Source organism: Sorangium sp. So ce185 (assembly GCF_051526825.1).
Classification (GTDB): Bacteria; Myxococcota_A; Polyangia; order Polyangiales; family Polyangiaceae; genus Sorangium; species Sorangium cellulosum_D.
The window spans coordinates 155,108-169,581 of record NZ_CP150316.1 but is presented as its reverse complement, the minus strand read 5'-3'; the positions used below and the strand labels follow the sequence as shown (position 1 = coordinate 169,581).

Annotated in this window: 12 protein-coding genes; 7 read left to right on the top strand and 5 right to left on the bottom strand. The window is 71.7% G+C overall.

Going from position 1 to position 14,474, the window contains the following annotated elements; genetic code table 11:
• Positions 1–141: 141 nt before the first annotated feature.
• Both WMF26_RS00620 and WMF26_RS00615 read right to left on the bottom strand, forming a co-directional pair.
• A complete protein-coding gene (locus WMF26_RS00620) occupies positions 142–1,419 on the bottom strand; it encodes a hypothetical protein (RefSeq protein WP_437998705.1) in 1,278 nt (425 codons plus the stop codon).
• Positions 1,416–5,498 carry an RHS repeat-associated core domain-containing protein gene (locus tag WMF26_RS00615; protein ID WP_437998704.1) on the bottom strand — a complete coding sequence of 1,361 codons (4,083 nt, stop codon included), beginning with the start codon at positions 5,496–5,498 and terminating at the stop codon, positions 1,416–1,418. Before WMF26_RS00615 ends, WMF26_RS00620 begins: the two co-directional genes overlap by 4 nt.
• 247 nt (positions 5,499–5,745) lie before the next feature.
• Between WMF26_RS00615 and WMF26_RS00610 the strand changes: the two genes are divergently transcribed.
• From WMF26_RS00610 to WMF26_RS00590, 5 genes are all read left to right on the top strand, one after another.
• Entirely contained in the window at positions 5,746–5,973 is a 228-nt protein-coding gene (locus tag WMF26_RS00610; protein ID WP_437998703.1) for a hypothetical protein, read from the top strand.
• Between the two features lie 382 nt (positions 5,974–6,355).
• A complete protein-coding gene (locus tag WMF26_RS00605; RefSeq protein WP_437998702.1) occupies positions 6,356–7,339 on the top strand; it encodes a TauD/TfdA dioxygenase family protein in 984 nt (327 codons plus the stop codon).
• Entirely contained in the window at positions 7,336–8,193 is an 858-nt protein-coding gene (locus WMF26_RS00600; protein WP_437998701.1) for a dienelactone hydrolase family protein, read from the top strand. Before WMF26_RS00605 ends, WMF26_RS00600 begins: the two co-directional genes overlap by 4 nt.
• 301 nt (positions 8,194–8,494) lie before the next feature.
• A complete protein-coding gene (locus WMF26_RS00595) occupies positions 8,495–9,307 on the top strand; it encodes a dienelactone hydrolase family protein (protein WP_437998700.1) in 813 nt (270 codons plus the stop codon).
• Positions 9,308–9,453: 146 nt separating this feature from the next.
• Positions 9,454–10,314, top strand: coding sequence for an alpha/beta fold hydrolase (locus WMF26_RS00590; RefSeq protein ID WP_437998699.1), 861 nt, complete (start codon positions 9,454–9,456; stop codon positions 10,312–10,314).
• A gap of 30 nt (positions 10,315–10,344) precedes the next feature.
• Here WMF26_RS00590 and WMF26_RS00585 read toward each other — a convergent pair whose 3' ends face one another.
• The 3 genes from WMF26_RS00585 to WMF26_RS00575 all read right to left on the bottom strand — a co-directional run bounded on the left by WMF26_RS00585 (position 10,345) and on the right by WMF26_RS00575 (position 12,942).
• Positions 10,345–10,821 (bottom strand): DUF2059 domain-containing protein, encoded by a 477-nt coding sequence (locus tag WMF26_RS00585; protein ID WP_437953366.1) that lies wholly within the window; start codon positions 10,819–10,821, stop codon positions 10,345–10,347.
• Between the two features lie 130 nt (positions 10,822–10,951).
• A complete protein-coding gene (locus WMF26_RS00580) occupies positions 10,952–11,779 on the bottom strand; it encodes an MOSC domain-containing protein (RefSeq protein WP_437998698.1) in 828 nt (275 codons plus the stop codon).
• Positions 11,780–11,958: 179 nt separating this feature from the next.
• The gene (locus WMF26_RS00575) at positions 11,959–12,942 is read right to left on the bottom strand and encodes a hypothetical protein (RefSeq protein WP_437998697.1); all 984 of its coding nucleotides are present in this window, start codon (positions 12,940–12,942) and stop codon (positions 11,959–11,961) included.
• Positions 12,943–13,021: 79 nt separating this feature from the next.
• Here WMF26_RS00575 and WMF26_RS00570 point away from each other — a divergent pair, with 79 nt between their 5' ends.
• Entirely contained in the window at positions 13,022–13,678 is a 657-nt protein-coding gene (locus WMF26_RS00570) for a ferritin-like domain-containing protein (protein WP_437998696.1), read from the top strand.
• A gap of 396 nt (positions 13,679–14,074) precedes the next feature.
• On the top strand, positions 14,075–14,413 hold the full coding sequence (locus WMF26_RS00565; RefSeq protein WP_061625178.1) for a four-helix bundle copper-binding protein: 339 nt from the start codon (positions 14,075–14,077) through the stop codon (positions 14,411–14,413).
• The last annotated feature ends 61 nt before the right edge of the window (positions 14,414–14,474 follow it).

The window sequence follows — 14,474 nt, the reverse complement described above, 5'->3', positions numbered from 1 at the left end:
CGGCGGGGGCGCGGCGGCGGGGGTGCGGCGGCGGGGGTGCGGCGGCGGGCCGGTTCGGCGCGGCTCGTGGCGGCACGTGCACCCAGGTGCGAGGGGGACGTCGTGGGCTCCGGCCGTCCGGCAGGTCCGAGATGTCTGAGGTCATCCCCCGAAGCGTCCTGCGATCGCCAGCACGTCCGAAACGCTGGGCACGCGGCGGGACATCCGCTGAATGCCGCACTCCTCCACGAGCCACACGGCATCCCCGTCCACGAAGACCTGCGCAGCGGCGTCGGAGAGGTCTTCGCGGAGGCTGAGCCCGGGCGGCAGCGCCTCCTCCGATTGGCACGTGGCCTCCGACGCATAGCCGTTCTCGAGGAGGTAGATCTGACGTTCGAACCATCGATCGACGCTCGTGCCCACCAGGCGCACTTGCACTTCGTCGTCGTCTGGCTCCTGCCACGAGGCCCACACCCCGACCGCCTCGTCCACGTAGATGCCCGTGCGCACCGAGGTATTCTCGGTCCAGCCGACGAACCAGGCTCCGTTGTACGGGTGAACCGGCGCAGACCAGATGCCGGACGCGGTCCGTTCACGGATCACGCTCGCCGCCCACGGGGCGAGGATCGAAATCCCTCGCTGCCCGCGGAACCCGCCCACGAGCTCGTCCACGGCGAGCACCGCGTTCGTGAGCGCCTCCGATGCCCGGAATCTCTCGAGCTGGGCGCGTAGGCCATCCTGCTCCCGCAAACCCGGCTGCCACTCGCCGAACGAGCTGGCCCGCGCGAATCGATCGGGGTGGCGCGGCGCCGTGGCGATGCACCCGCCGGGCTTCACCTGGAACTGCGTCTCGAAAGCGCCCTGGAGCACCCCGCGAACCCAGCAGCCGCCCTCCGCCTCGTGAAGCGCGAACGCCTCCGGGAAGTATCGGTCCGTGGAGTCTAACGACCCGAGCGGCGCTCGGGGCTGCGGAAGGCCGGCGATCGCGCCGTAGGAGTACCTCGCCGGCGCGGGCGAGAGCCCAGACGGCAGAGGGTGTGCGAGCAACGCCCGGAGCCGCTCGGTGGTCGCGCACGCCACGGTCAAGGCGTCGGCCAGCAGCAGGACGATCGCGCCGTCGAACCAGAGCAGCTGCTCCGAAGGCCCGATCGCGCGAGCCACGCGCGGCGGCCCCAGCGCCCCTGCGACCCACCCGGTCAGGTGCGCGGCCTGCGCTCCGTGGTTGTGGCGCTGGCGGAGGACGAGCCCTTCGGAGACCAGCCGCGCCGCCTCGCGGAGGGCGGCAGGATCGTCGGCTGGCAGCGGAGGTCGCGGTTCGAACGGGTTTCCGGAGCGCGGAATGCGCACCACCGCTCCCTCGTGCGATGCAAGCGAGCCCAGCGGCCCCAGATCCTCGAGCCCCGGGGCACTCGGCAGATCGTCGCGCATTGCGATGCTCATGGGCGGGGTCCCCAGGTTCCGGACGAGTTGTCGAAGACCCCTGGATTAAGCCCCGCCACCGAGCCCGTCCCGCCGGCTCGTCGGTATGCGTCATCATTGGCCGCCCTCATCGCGGGGTCGTTGATGTTCTGTGCGAGCGGCGAAGCGGGAAGCGTGATCGGCCCGGGCGCGCCGGCCGGGTTCACGACGCGTGGCCCCTCTGGGTTCTGGAGCCCACCCGGCACGTTGGTCGCATCTCTCGTCGACGCGCGGCCTCCCGCGACCGTGGGTGACGGCGGGCGCGGATCGGCGAGCGCCCAGAGCCGGGAGATCGTCTGCGAGCAGTTCGGGCACGCCGCGAGGTCCTTCGTTCCCGCTCGGCTTGAGATGCCACCGATCTCCGAAAGCGCCCTGCTGAGGTTCTGTCGTCCCTGCGGCGTGCCGGGGTCGCAGCTCTGCCCGGGGTTGCGGCCTTCCCAGTTCCGAAGGTGCGACGAGAGCGCCGCAGGCTCCGAGCAGGACGCGGCGTCCGTGTCGCCGCCGCGCGCGTTCCGGATCGGCAACGCCGCCGCCACGGCGGGGTGCAGGTCCGCCTCGCGGGAGGACGTGCCCGTCCCGATCGCGTTGCCATTGCGGTCGGTGAGTGTTGTCACGCTCCGCGCGAGGCCGTCGCGGTCGATCCAGACGAGCGGCCGCCCGTTCACATACCCGTACGCTTCGAGCCCTCCCTCGAGCCCCAGCGGCTCCGGGCTCAGGTATGTCGCACTCGCCGGATCGAAGTACCGCCACCGGTTGTAGTGGAGCCCCGTCTCCGGCTCGTACCAGTGCCCCGGGAATCGGCTCAGCGTGGCGGTAGCGTCGCCCACGATGACCCGGCCGTACGCCCCGGTCTCGAACACTTGGTCGACGGTCCCGTCGGCGTCCACGAGCGCTAGCGGCACAGGCGCCCCGTCCCGGTGCACGAGGTACTTCCACGCGCCGGGGCCGGCCTCGGTATCGATCGCCTGCGCGATCGGCGCCGGCGAGCCCGGCGCGTACGCGTAGCGCCGACGCTCTACCAGCGTGAACGGCGCTGCCGCGCCGGGGGTGCTCGCCGCGCGCTCCACCGTCTCTTCCAGGAGGTCCTCGCCATCCCAGCGGTAGCGGTGCCTCACGAGCGCCGCGTCTCGCCGCACGACGCGCTTCTCCAGGCGCCGCGCGAACCCGTCGTACACGAACTCGACCCGGGTGCCGTCGGGCAACGTCACGCCCGAGAGCAGGCCGAGCACGCTCCATGCGTAGGTGGTCACCGCGGCGCCCTCCACCTTCTTCACGAGCCGGCCGCGCGCGTCGTACGTGAGCATCGCGCCGTTCGCGGTCACGAGCCGACCGCCGCCCACGTGGGACTGCGCGCGGCCGTCGATCCAGCGGACGTCGCCGCGCGGCGAGAGCACGTAGTCCTCGGTCCCGGCCCGCCGCTCGTGCCGTTTCTGCGCGATGCGGCCGCGCGCGTCGTATGCGAACGACTGCGCCCCGCGATCGCGATCCGCGAGCACCAGGAGCTCGCTCGCGGGCGACCATCGGTAGTCGAACCGCAGGGTCTCCGGGCCCCCGAGCTTCCCGACCCACGCGGGCTCACCCGGGCGGACGGCGGCGGCGATGCCACGGCCGACGACGGACGAGCGGACGACGTTGCCGTGCGCGTCCCTCGTGAGCTCGAGCCCGCCCCCGCCCGCGAAGAGGCGCCCCGCCTCGGCGCCCGCCGGGTCGTACGCGAACGCCGCGATCGGCTGATGCGCGCCGCTGGCATCGGAGAAGAAGAGCGCGGAGCACCGCCCCGCAGCGTCGCGCGGCGTGGCGATCGAGAAGCCGCCAGCCACGCTCATCGCCGTGCGGTTCAGCCCGGCGTCGTAGAGGTGCCGGATGGACGTCGCGGACGACGGCTCGCTCACCAGCTCCGTGTCCTCGCGGGTGCAACGCCCTCGCGCGTCGTACGTGTACTGCGTGCGGACCGCCTCCGTCTCGAAGAGCAGGACGCGCCCGCGTTCGTCGTACTCCAGCTTGTGGAACGTGTCGTCCGAGAAGGAGCGGCCGATGACCCGATCGAGCTCGTCGTAGGAGAGCTCGACGAACTCGCCGTCGTCGAAGGTGATCCTCGACAGCCGCCCAGCTTGGTCGTTCCTGTACCGCAGCGTACGGCCGTCGAAGGTACGCTCGGAGCGGATCCGCCCCTCGAGATCCCGCTCGATGGTGTGCACGTCGCCCTCCTCGTTGACGATGCGCACCATGTCGAGCTCGCGATCGTAGGCGTACGACACGCGCGAGCCGTCGCTCCGCTCGACCGCGATCACCTCGCGGAGGCCTGCGTAGACCAGCCGGAACCAACGGCCGTCCGCGTCGCGCTCGCCGTTGAAGCGGCCGGCCTCGTCGTAGCTCATGAACGTGCGAGCACCGAGCGGCGAGCAATGCTCCACCACGCGCCCCATCGCGTCGTAGATCCACCGGTGGACCCCGCCCTTCTCGTCCCGCATCTCCACGAGTCGCCCGAGGAAGTCGTAGCGCAGCGCGCGCGTGCCGCCGTCCGGCTCGACGATCTCGACGCGGTTGCAGAGCGCGTCGTACTTCATCGACGTCGTGCCGCCGCCTTCAGTCCCGGCGTGGATCAGGCAGCCGCGCTCGTCATAGCGGAAGCTCGCGACCAGCCCCATCGCGTCCGAGAGGTAGATCAGGTTGCCGTTCGGATCGCGCGCGTGCTGCGTCTCAAGGCCGTCGGGGCCGCGCGTGGTCACGACGTTGCCGCGATCGTCGTACACGTACTCCGTCGCCCGCCCCAGCGGGTCGACCACGCGGTACACGCCGTCGGCCTCGCCCATCCTCCACGCGCGCCCGAGTCCGTCGCGGTATCCCACGAGCTCGCCCGACTCGTCGAACGCGTTGTCGTGCACCTGCCCCGCCCAGACGATCCGGTCGGCCTTGCCGAAGGCGTTCACCTCGACCCTCCGCAGCGCGCGCGAGGTGATGACGTTGTTCTCGCCCGCGCCGTACTCGACCTTCGCATGCAGGAATCCCTTCGCGCGGCTGCCGTCCGCGAGCACCTCGGGCACGCCCTCGGCCAAGAGCGCGCGCTCGTTGGGATCGTTGCACCACGTCTCCACGCAGCGACCGTGGTTGTCGTAGCAGTAGTGAACCTCGAGGCCGGTGGGCCAGCGCTCCAGCACGAGCCGGTGGTCAGCGTCGTACGCGAAGGTCATCGCGTGGCCCAGGGCGTCGCGCGCGGCCACGAGATCTCCGCGCTCGTCGTATTCATACGTGCGAAAGGACGTCCAGGCGCCCCTCGCGGACGCGTTCTTCACCTCGAACGCGGCGATGCGGCCGTCGCGGTGCCGGCGCACGCGGAGCAGCCGGCCCACGCTGTCGTTCACGAACTGGAGCGGACCGGTCCCGTTCTCGTAGAAGAGTCGGGCCTGGTTGCCGTTGCGATCCAGGAGCGCGCTGAGGCGGAATTCGTTGTCGATGGCAAAGCCGTCCTCGAAGACCCGCGTGATCCCGTCGTCGGCCTTGAGGAAGTAGCCTGCGCGCGTTCGCGTCAGCAGCCCGATCGGGAGCTTCACGGTCTCGCCCTCGTCGGGGCAGCGGCCCTCGCACGCGAGCGCGGTGGCCGTGACGACGCGCACCCGGCGGCGGCGGAGCTCGATGACGCGCCAGCCGAGCGAGTGGTTCCAGCCGTGGCCGAGTCCGTAGTCGAAGTCGCGCTGCGCGGAGCTGTAGGCGCGCTCGATCACGAGCGGAAACGCTCCCGGCAACGCCATGTCGGTGACTGCGAGGGTGTAGACGCGGCCCGTGACCGGATCGATGGGGTGTCCGGCCTGCGTTCCTCCGCCGCCCCCGTGCGCCGGGTTGGGGCAGCCGCCGCCGCTGCCCTGGCCGCAGCTACCCGCGTTGCGGCCGCCGCCCTCGGCGCCGTTGCCGCCGTTCTTGCCCCCTGCGCCCTGATCTCCCCCACGTCCGTTGCCGCCGCGCCCGCCAGGGCCTCCGCCCCCGGCGCCGCCGCCCATGATGAAGACACCGGGGTTCATTCCGGGGATGGCGGGGATGTTGGGGACCGGAGCCGTGCGCGCCATGACGCGATGGTCGCGGATCGAGCCGCGGTGTCAATAGCCGTCGCGAGGAGGGATGATGCTCGGAAGGGGCGGCGCGCGAGGTGGTGACGGGATGGGCGCGGCGAGCGGTGAACGGCGGAATCCGTCCAGCGCGCGACGCCGCATTCGCGACATCTGTACGGAGAGCGTCGAGGACGACGCCGGCCGCGGTGAAGCGTGGTGAGGCCGGAACCGACGTGCGGTGCGCCGTAGGGCGCGCCTCAGCAGCATGTATGTGTTGCGCGGCGAGCTCGACGGAGCTGTCGCGCTGTGCGATCGAGGGCTGCGCGTGTTCCGAGAGCTCGGCGATCGCTCGGGCGAGGCGGAGGCGCGCGGCATCCTGGGGAACGCCCATGCCGGCCTCGGGGATCCCCTGCTGGCCATCGAGCATCACGACCGACAGATGGCGATCGCCTGTGAGATCGGCGATCGGGAGGCGGAAGCTGCGTCGAGCTGAAACATCGGGATCGTGCATGAGGCGCTGGGCAACATCCCTCGAGCCGCCGGTGCGATGCGCAATTACGTGGAGTATCTCCGGTCGATTGGCCACACGGCCCTGCAGCATCATGAGGCTCACTTGAATCGTCTTCGAGCGAGGTTGGGCCGCAGCGCACGGTGAGGGCGAGTCGGTCGCCGCACCTTGAGGACGCGAACGGAGGCGCGGTGGCCTGCGTGAAGCCGCCATCCGCGTCCCGCATCCACACGTTCACGCTGCGCGCTCGGCGCGTGCCCTCGCCTCGCCGTCTCCAGGTGCGTACCCCGCGGATCGCTCCCTGGCACGGCGCGCGCATACCCGACCCCCGTAACCGCGACGGGGGGGGACCACGCGGAGGAGACCCATGAGCCAGAGACCATCCGATTCATCCATCCAGGTGAAGCCGCTCGCAGGGCACATCGGCGCCGAGATCCACGGCGTCGACATCTCCAGGCCGCTGCCTGACGAGTCCGTGGCGGCCATCCGCGCGGCGCTGCTGAAGTGGAAGGTCGTCTTCTTCCGGGACCAGCCGCTCGGCCACGCCGAGCAGATCGCCTTCGCCGCTCGCTTCGGCGAGGTGACCTACGCGCACCCGCACGAGGACGAGCCGTTCGACGAGCACCCGGAGATCCTCGCCATCGACAGCCGCCGCTACGATCGCCGCTACGGCAAGCGCTTCAGCTATGAGAACCGCTGGCACACCGACGTCACCGCGGCCGTGAACCCGCCGGCGGCGTCGATCCTGCGGGCGCACATCCTGCCGCCCTACGGCGGCGACACGACCTGGACCAACCTCGTTGCGGCCTACGAGGGGCTGTCCGCGCCGCTGCGCGCGCTCGTCGACGGCCTGCGCGCCGAGCACCGCTTCGGGCTGAGGTTCGCCCCGCAGGACCAGGACAGCCCGTACCTGCGCAAGGTGCGGGAGAACCCGCTCATCTCGATCCACCCCGTGGTGCGCGTCCACCCCGAGACCGGCGAGCGCGCGCTGTTCGTCAGCCCCGGGTTCACCAGCCACATCGTCGGCCTGTCGCCGCGCGAGAGCAGCGCGATCCTCGACCTGCTCTTCGAGCAGATCAGCCGCCCGGCGTACACCGTGCGGTTCCGGTGGGAGCCGGGCAGCGTCGCGTTCTGGGACAACCGGGCCACCGCGCACCTCGGCCCGCAGGACCTCGGGCACCTCGACGTCGAGCGCGTGCTCTACCGCGTGACGCTGACCGGGGACATCCCGGTCGGGGTCGACGGGGTGCGCTCCGAGATCGTGGCCGGCGAGTCGTTCGGCACGCGGCCCCCGAGCAAGCTGAAGCCCGTCCGAAAGGAGAAGACGCCCGAGGCGGAGGTGCAGGCGTGACCGCCGCGAGCGCGGGCGTCGAGAGGACGTCGTTCCGGGGTCCCCACGGGCCGGTCGAGGCGGTGCAGGTCCGCCCGTCGTCGGCCGGGCGCGCGCCGGCGCCGGCGGTGCTGATCCTCCACGAGGGGCTGGGGCTCACCGCCCACATGGTCGAGCTGGCGAGGCGCTTCGCGCAGGAGGGTTACCTCGCGTTCGCGCCGAACCTGTACTCGCATGACGCGGTTCACCGGACCTTCACCGAGGCGGAGGTGGCCCGCGGCGTCGGGCTGCTGCGCGCTCCGGACCGCGACGAGGTGGTCGCGCGGCTGCCGACGGACGAGCAGGAGCGGCTGAAGGCGGTGTTCGCCTGGTTCAGCGACCGCGATACGTCGACGTACCTGCCTGACGCCAGGGCGGCGGCGGCGCACCTGGCTGGGCGGTTCGACGTGCGCCCGGGGGGCATCGCGGCGGTCGGATTTTCGCTGGGCGGAGGGCTGGTGGGACAGCTCGCGGTTGCGGGCGTGGAGCTCGCGGCGGGCGCGGTCTTCTACGGGCAGGCGCCGCCGCTGGACCAGGTGACGAGCGTGCGCTTTCCGCTGCAAGTGCATTATGCGGAGGAGGATCCGGCGATCACGCCGAAGGCGCGCGCGGTGCAGGAGGCGTTCCGGGCTGCGGGGCGGGAGCTGATCTCGTTCGTGTATCCGGGGACGCGGCACGGGTTCTTCAACGAGACGCGGCCGGCGTACCACGCCGATGCGGCGCAGCTCTCGTGGCGGCGCACGCGGGAGCTCTTCGCCGAGCGTCTCGGCGGCGGCGTCGCCGCGCAGCCGCGGCCGTATGCGGTCGCCGGCGAGGGCGTCCGGGCAGCGGGGTAGCTGCACAGAAGCGCGGCCGCGGGGATATGCCGCCTCGGACGTAAGGCGGCTGTCTCGGTTAGCTAGCTAGCTACCTCAACCTGGGTCGGCTACCTCAACCTGGGTCGGCTACCTCAACCTGGGTCGGCTACCTCAACCTGGGTCGGTCACCTCAACCTGGGTCGGTCACCTCAACCTGGGTCGGTCACCTCAACCTGGGTCGGTCACCTCAACCTGGGTCGGTCACCTCAACCTGGGTCGGTCACCTCAACCTGGGTCGGTCGCTCCCACCTCTGGCACGGCCGCTGCTCAGGCCCAGGCCATGACCGCCTCCACGCCCATCGCCGAGAGCAACGCTCCGAGCCCCATCCGCACCGACGACGCCGGCCTCATCGCCGGCGCCGTCACCGTCCCCGCGCCGGCCGGCGACCTCCCCGGTTACCGCGCCCACCCCGCCTCCGGCGGGCCGTTCCCGCTGGTGCTCGTCATCCAGGAAATCTTCGGCGTCCACGAGCACATCCGCGACGTCGTCCGCCGCTTCGCGAAGCGCGGCTACTACGCCCTCGCCCCGGATCTGTTCGTCCGCCAAGGCGACCCGAGCCGCCTCAGCACCATCGACGAGCTCCGGGCGCTGGCCGGCCGCGTGCCCGACCAGCAGGTGCTCGCCGACCTCGACGCCAGCATCGCCTTCGCCCGCGCCTCCGGCCAGGCCGACGCCACCAAGGCCGCCGCGGTGGGCTTCTGCTGGGGCGGGCGCATCACGTGGCTCTACGCCGCGCACAACCCCGCGCTCAAGGCAGCGGTCGCCTGGTACGGACGCCTCACCGGCGACCGGACCGAGGCGCAGCCGAAGCATCCGATCGACGTGGTGAGCGCGCTGCAAGTCCCCGTCCTTGGCCTCTATGCCGGCCAGGACCAGGGCATTCCCCTGTCGACGGTCACCGAGCTGCAGCAAGCGCTCCGTGCGGCCCCCGAAGCCGGCGGCGCGCCCGGCGCCGCGCGCTCCGACATCCACGTCTACCCCGACGCCCCGCACGCCTTCTACGCCGACTACCGGCCGAGCTACCGTCCCGACGCCGCCGCCGACGGCTGGGAGCGCCAGCTCGACTGGCTGACCCGACACGGCGTCGCCTGACCGCGCGCCAGACGCGACCGCGCCTCGGCGCCCGCTGCTGCCCCGGCACCACGCTGCGCCTCCGCTGTTCCTCCGCACGCACCCGAGCTCCCTCGCTCCGACGCCCCCGCGCCCCCGGCGCGCCGCCGATCGGCTACCCTGACGCCGTGCGCGCGAAGATCCGAGACACCGAGATCTACTTCGACGTCGAGGGAATGGGCCTCGTCCCCGACGGCCCCGAGATGCGCGAACGTCCGGTGATGTTCGTCGTGCACGGCGGGCCGGGCGCCGATCACTCCTCGCACAAGGGCGGGATGACCCCGCTCTCCGACCGGGCGCAGCTCGTCTACTTCGATCACCGCGGCCAGGGGCGCTCGGCGCGCGGCCCGAAGGAGACATATACCCTCGAGAACAACGTCGAGGACATGGAGGCGCTCCGCCAGCACCTCGGCCTCGATCGCATCGTGGTGATGGGCACCTCCTATGGCGGCATGGTGGCCATGGCCTATGCGCTCCGGTACCAGCAGCACATCACGCATCTCATCCTCGTGGCCACGGCGGCCAGCCACCGCCTCATCGACCGATCGAAACAGATCGTGGCGAGCCGCGGCACCGACCAGCAGAGGGACGCATGCGAGCGCCTCTGGGCCGGCAAGCTCGAGAGCGACGAGCAGTTCGCCGAGTTCCTCCGGATCATGGGGCCGCTCTACTCGACCACGTTCGACCCGCCGAAGGCAGCCGAGGCCAGCGCGCGCGCCATCTACAACGTCGAGGCGTGGAACGTGGCCCTGGAGCGGTTCATGCGGACATTCGACTTCACGCCGCGCCTCCCCGAGATCAAGATCCCTACCCTCGTCATCGCCGGCCGGCACGACTGGATCTGCCCGCCCGATCTGTCGGAGGAGATCGCGCGCCTCATCCCGGGCGCCGATCTACGTATCTTCGAGCGCAGCGGCCACTCGGTGCGCGCCGACGAGCCGCGGGCGCTGCTCGACGCCATCGCCGGCTTCCTGGTCTACAGGCGGTAGCACGGTCGATGACGCCGAGCGCGGCGCGCGCTACTGAATCCCAGCCTTCTTCATCGCCGCGGGCATCCGCTGCATGATGACCGACCCGACCTTCTTTCCCACCTCCCCGCTGATTTCGGGGAGGAGCTTCGCGGCCTTCTTGCCGACCGGCGTGCCGTAGAACTTGATGAGCTCCTTCAGCTCATCGGCGGTGAACTTCCCCGCGTAGATGTCGACATTCCACTGGACCAGCTCGTCGTACGGCAGGACCTCGGCGACGACCGCCTTCAGCTTGCCGGTGTCCTTGGCCGAGATCTTCGCGCCCGCTTGCTGCATCGACGCCCCCATGTTGGTCATCAGCTGATCGATGAGGGCGTTGTAGACCTCCCTCGGCATGACGAGGTGCGTGAGCTCCAGGGCGAGCTTCTTCTCGGCCTCACCGGCGTGGGCGTCGCCGAGCGACACGAGGGAGAACAGGGTCACGAAGGCGAGCGAGACGATCCAGGAACGCGACGCGTGCTTTCTCATGATCCATGTCTATCACGGACGCGCCGCGGTCCGCGTCGCCCCGGCGAGCCCGCCGCCTCCCGTCGCTCGAGCCGCCGGGGCGCCCGTGGTGCGGGCGCGCGCGAGCCGCGCGGGCGACCCACGCTCCCCGTCATACGATCGTCACCTCGTCCCCCACCCGCAAGGCGCCGGACTTCGTCTCGTGGATGTAGTTCTGACCGAAGTTCACGTCGCCGGGCTTCTGCGGATCGCGCCGGTACGTGGCGAGCGTGCGGAGCGGCTCCGTGCCGCGCTCCGCGGTGCGCTGATCGGTGGTGGTGACGACGCATCGGGCGCACGGGCCGCCGGCGCGGAGCACGAGCTCGCCGATGCGGACGCGGCCCCACCGGTCCTCGTCGAAGGCGGCGCAGCCGCTCACGACGAGGCTGGGACGGAAGCGATCCATCGGCAACGCCGCGGCGCCCCGGTCCTCGAGGTGAGCGTTCAGGTCGGCGAGGGAGGCCTCCGAGATCACCAGCAACGGGAACTCGTCGGCGAACGACACCACATCTTCCGGGCGCGCCACCGAGTCCTTGAGGACGGGCCGCCGGAACGCCTCGCCGGCCCGGACGAGCCGCGCCGGGTGATCCAGGAAGTCGCTGAGCCACGCGGCGACCTCGTCGCCGCAGTCCTCGGCCAGGAGGCCGGTGCTGCTCCAGACCTCGACGGTGAGCAGGCGCGCGCCTTGCGCCGCCTGCGACGCGCGCGGCACGGAGATCGGCGAGCGGCCGGCGGCGCCGAGCGTGAGCTCGCCCTCGGAGAGCTGCGTCTCGATGAGCGCCATGCGCGGCAGCGGGCGCTGGGTGAGGGGCTTGCCCTCGGGGTCGATGATCATGAACCGCCGGTCGCCGACGAGGCCGAGCTCGTCGACGGCCGCCGCGTCGAGCGCGAGGCCACGGCAGCCTTTGACGGGATAGATGTGGATGGCGGAGAGGCGCATTCAGGACTTATAACACTCCTCGGCTCCGCCGAGGGCTCGGGCGTCGCGCGCCCCCGCGCCGGCGGGCGACGCCCTCCTCGGACGGCGTCGTCGCTCGGCCGGCGCAGCCTCGGCGGCGCTTTCATGGGCCCCCTCCGCGGCGACCGCGCGTCGGGAGCGGCTCCCTCCGCCGCTCCCCCTCACGCCACGCCGCCGTCCTCCGGGATCCCGAGCACCTGCCGCAGGTCCATCCCCACGATGATCTCGGCGTTCTGCCGCACCCAGTCGACGAGCGCCGGGCGCAGGGCGCGCGCGATCTCTTCCTTGACGAGCCCTTCGACGGCGCTGGGCCCGAGGTGCTTCGGGTCGAACGCGACGCCGCCGCCCGCGGCCAGGGCGCTGAACAGGCGCACGAGCGACTCGACGCCCGCCGCCTGACCGGCCGCGCCGAGCGGCTCGACCCGCTCGACGGCGATCTCCCCGCCGCGGCTCACGACGAAGCGGCGGAGGTCGGCCTGCTCGACGCCGCGCTTGAGCAGCACCGCCGAGGAGCAGTCGACCTCGATGCGCTGCACGCGCGGCGCCGTCTCGATCTCCTGCCGGGTGCCCTCGACGTCGACGCTGGCCGCGATGGTGGCGCCCGCCGGGATGCGGAACCCGTCCGAGCCCACCGCGCCCGCGAGCGCCTCGCGCAGCGTCAGCCGCGCGGACACGCGGGCGCCGCGGACGGCGGGGCCGCCGCCGTCGGACTCCAGGTTCAGGAGCACCTGACGCACGGTCACGACGAGATCGGGATCGCTCGTCGGGTCGTACGGGGGTATGGCCATGGGCGTCGAGGTGACGAGTCCGCGCATGAAGGCGCGGGCCTCGTCCTCGGCCGAGTCCTTCCCGACCCGGACGAGCCCTCCCGTGTAGAACACGTTGGGCGTCATGGCGCCTGTGCGGAGGTCGTACTCGACTTGCTGCAACCCCATGTCGCCGAGCGGCGGCGGCAGGTCGATGACGAGGTAGGGCTCGAAGGCGACGCGCAGGAGCGTCGGCGCGAGCGTCAAGCGCAGCGCCGTGGCGCTCGAGGTGGCGAGCGCGGCTATCCCGGTGCGCTTCAGGACGGTGCGCGCGGGGAGGTCGAACGAGATCGAGACCAACTCGAGATCGAGCCACGGGGGCAGGAAGCGCCAGGCCATTCAGGGAGGGTACACCCATCTCGCCCCCGGGAGGGCGGCCTATTGACCTGCCGCCCGGGGCGCGCCCATCATGCCACCCATGAAGCCAGAGGAATTCCTGGGCGAGCTCGACCGCAGGGTGGGAGAGCGCCTCGCCCGCATCGGGGCCGCGGCCGGCGCGGCGGAGCCAGGGAGCGGGATCGGCGTCCCGGAGCTGCTCGCGACCGCGCTCAAGAAGGAGCTCGAGGCGACCGAGGAGGCTGCGCTCTGGCTCACCACCGAGACGGACGTCGAGGTGAAGCTCGCCCTCGCCCGCCAGTGCGGCGATGAGGCGAGGCACTACCGTCTCATCGCCGAGCGCCTCCGCGCGCTCGGCGTCGATCCGACGTCGATCCCGGCCAGGTTCGGGCCGCCCACGCCGATGTTCGGGTACCTGAAGGGGCTCGGCTCGACGGTCGAGCGCGTCGCAGCGGGCCAGTTCACGCGCGAGGCGCTCGCCAAGGTGCACAACCAGGCCTTCATCGAGTACTGCGAGTCGCAGGGGGACGCCGAGACGGCGCGCCTCTACCGCGACGTCATCCAGCCCGACGAGGGTCATCACCACGAGATGGGCCGGCGGCTCCTGGCGCGCCTCGCGACCACCGAGGAGGCCCAGGCGCTCGCGCGCGCCGCCGCGATGCGCACGCTCGAGATCGCCGAGGAGCTCCAGGAGATCGCGCGCATCAAGATGGGGATCTGCCGCGCGCCCGGGTGCTAGCGGCCCAGCCCGCGACGCGGCTCTGGCGGATGACCGCGGGCTCTCGCCGCCCGCGGCGAACTCGCGAACGCGAGGGTGGGCTCAGGCTCTCCCGGTCGACGCCTGGACGTCGTTCGAACGGCGCCGCGTCAGCCATCGCGCGGAGCGGGCGACCAGGGCGGGCGCGGCCGTTCGGTCGCGCGCTCGCATGCGCCCCCTGGGCGTCCGAGCCGTTCGCGCGGCGCGTTCGGGACACGAGGGCTCGCGCGCGTCGGTCGCCGCTCCGAGGCCTATATGCGGGATGGCCCGACGTGCGAAGATCGCTCAATCCATTCAACCTCTGGATACCAAGGTTGCCTCGTTGTCGCGAGATATCCTCGAGGCGAAGAGCGGCCCAGTTGACCGAGGGGGATTGTCATGAGCAGGTTTCCGGGGGACAGATCGTTCCGGGAGGTGGCTCGGTTCACCCAGGATTGTGGCTCGATCTGCACCCATGCAAGCCAGTACTGCCTCGAGATGGGAGGCGGGCACGCCGACGCCACGCACGTGCGGCTGCTCCAGGACTGCGCTGACATCTGCGAAGCGGCCTCGAAGCTCCTCCTGCGCAGCTCGCCGCAGCGCGCCCAGATCACGAGCGTGTGCGCGAGCCTCTGCGACCTGTGCGCGGCGAGCTGCGACAAGTTCGCCGGCGACACGCAGATGAAGACGTGCGCGGACGAGTGCCGCCGCTGCGCCGCTGCGTGCCGGCAGATCTGAGGCGACGGGGCGTCGGATCGCTCTGACCGCGCGGGTCGCGCCTTCCGGCGCATGCGCGCTC

What these genes read in the sequence shown, in the direction of transcription:
- WMF26_RS00575 (WP_437998697.1), bottom strand. Translation starts at nt 12,942, where the DNA reads ATGGCCTGGCGCTTCCTGCCCCCGTGGCTCGATCTCGAGTTGGTCTCG.
- WMF26_RS00605 (WP_437998702.1), top strand. Translation starts at nt 6,356, where the DNA reads ATGAGCCAGAGACCATCCGATTCATCCATCCAGGTGAAGCCGCTCGCA.
- WMF26_RS00595 (WP_437998700.1), top strand. Translation starts at nt 8,495, where the DNA reads ATGACCGCCTCCACGCCCATCGCCGAGAGCAACGCTCCGAGCCCCATC.
- WMF26_RS00580 (WP_437998698.1), bottom strand. Translation starts at nt 11,779, where the DNA reads ATGCGCCTCTCCGCCATCCACATCTATCCCGTCAAAGGCTGCCGTGGC.
- WMF26_RS00570 (WP_437998696.1), top strand. Translation starts at nt 13,022, where the DNA reads ATGAAGCCAGAGGAATTCCTGGGCGAGCTCGACCGCAGGGTGGGAGAG.
- WMF26_RS00585 (WP_437953366.1), bottom strand. Translation starts at nt 10,821, where the DNA reads ATGAGAAAGCACGCGTCGCGTTCCTGGATCGTCTCGCTCGCCTTCGTG.
- WMF26_RS00565 (WP_061625178.1), top strand. Translation starts at nt 14,075, where the DNA reads ATGAGCAGGTTTCCGGGGGACAGATCGTTCCGGGAGGTGGCTCGGTTC.
- WMF26_RS00620 (WP_437998705.1), bottom strand. Translation starts at nt 1,419, where the DNA reads ATGAGCATCGCAATGCGCGACGATCTGCCGAGTGCCCCGGGGCTCGAG.
- WMF26_RS00615 (WP_437998704.1), bottom strand. Translation starts at nt 5,498, where the DNA reads ATGGCGCGCACGGCTCCGGTCCCCAACATCCCCGCCATCCCCGGAATG.
- WMF26_RS00610 (WP_437998703.1), top strand. Translation starts at nt 5,746, where the DNA reads ATGTATGTGTTGCGCGGCGAGCTCGACGGAGCTGTCGCGCTGTGCGAT.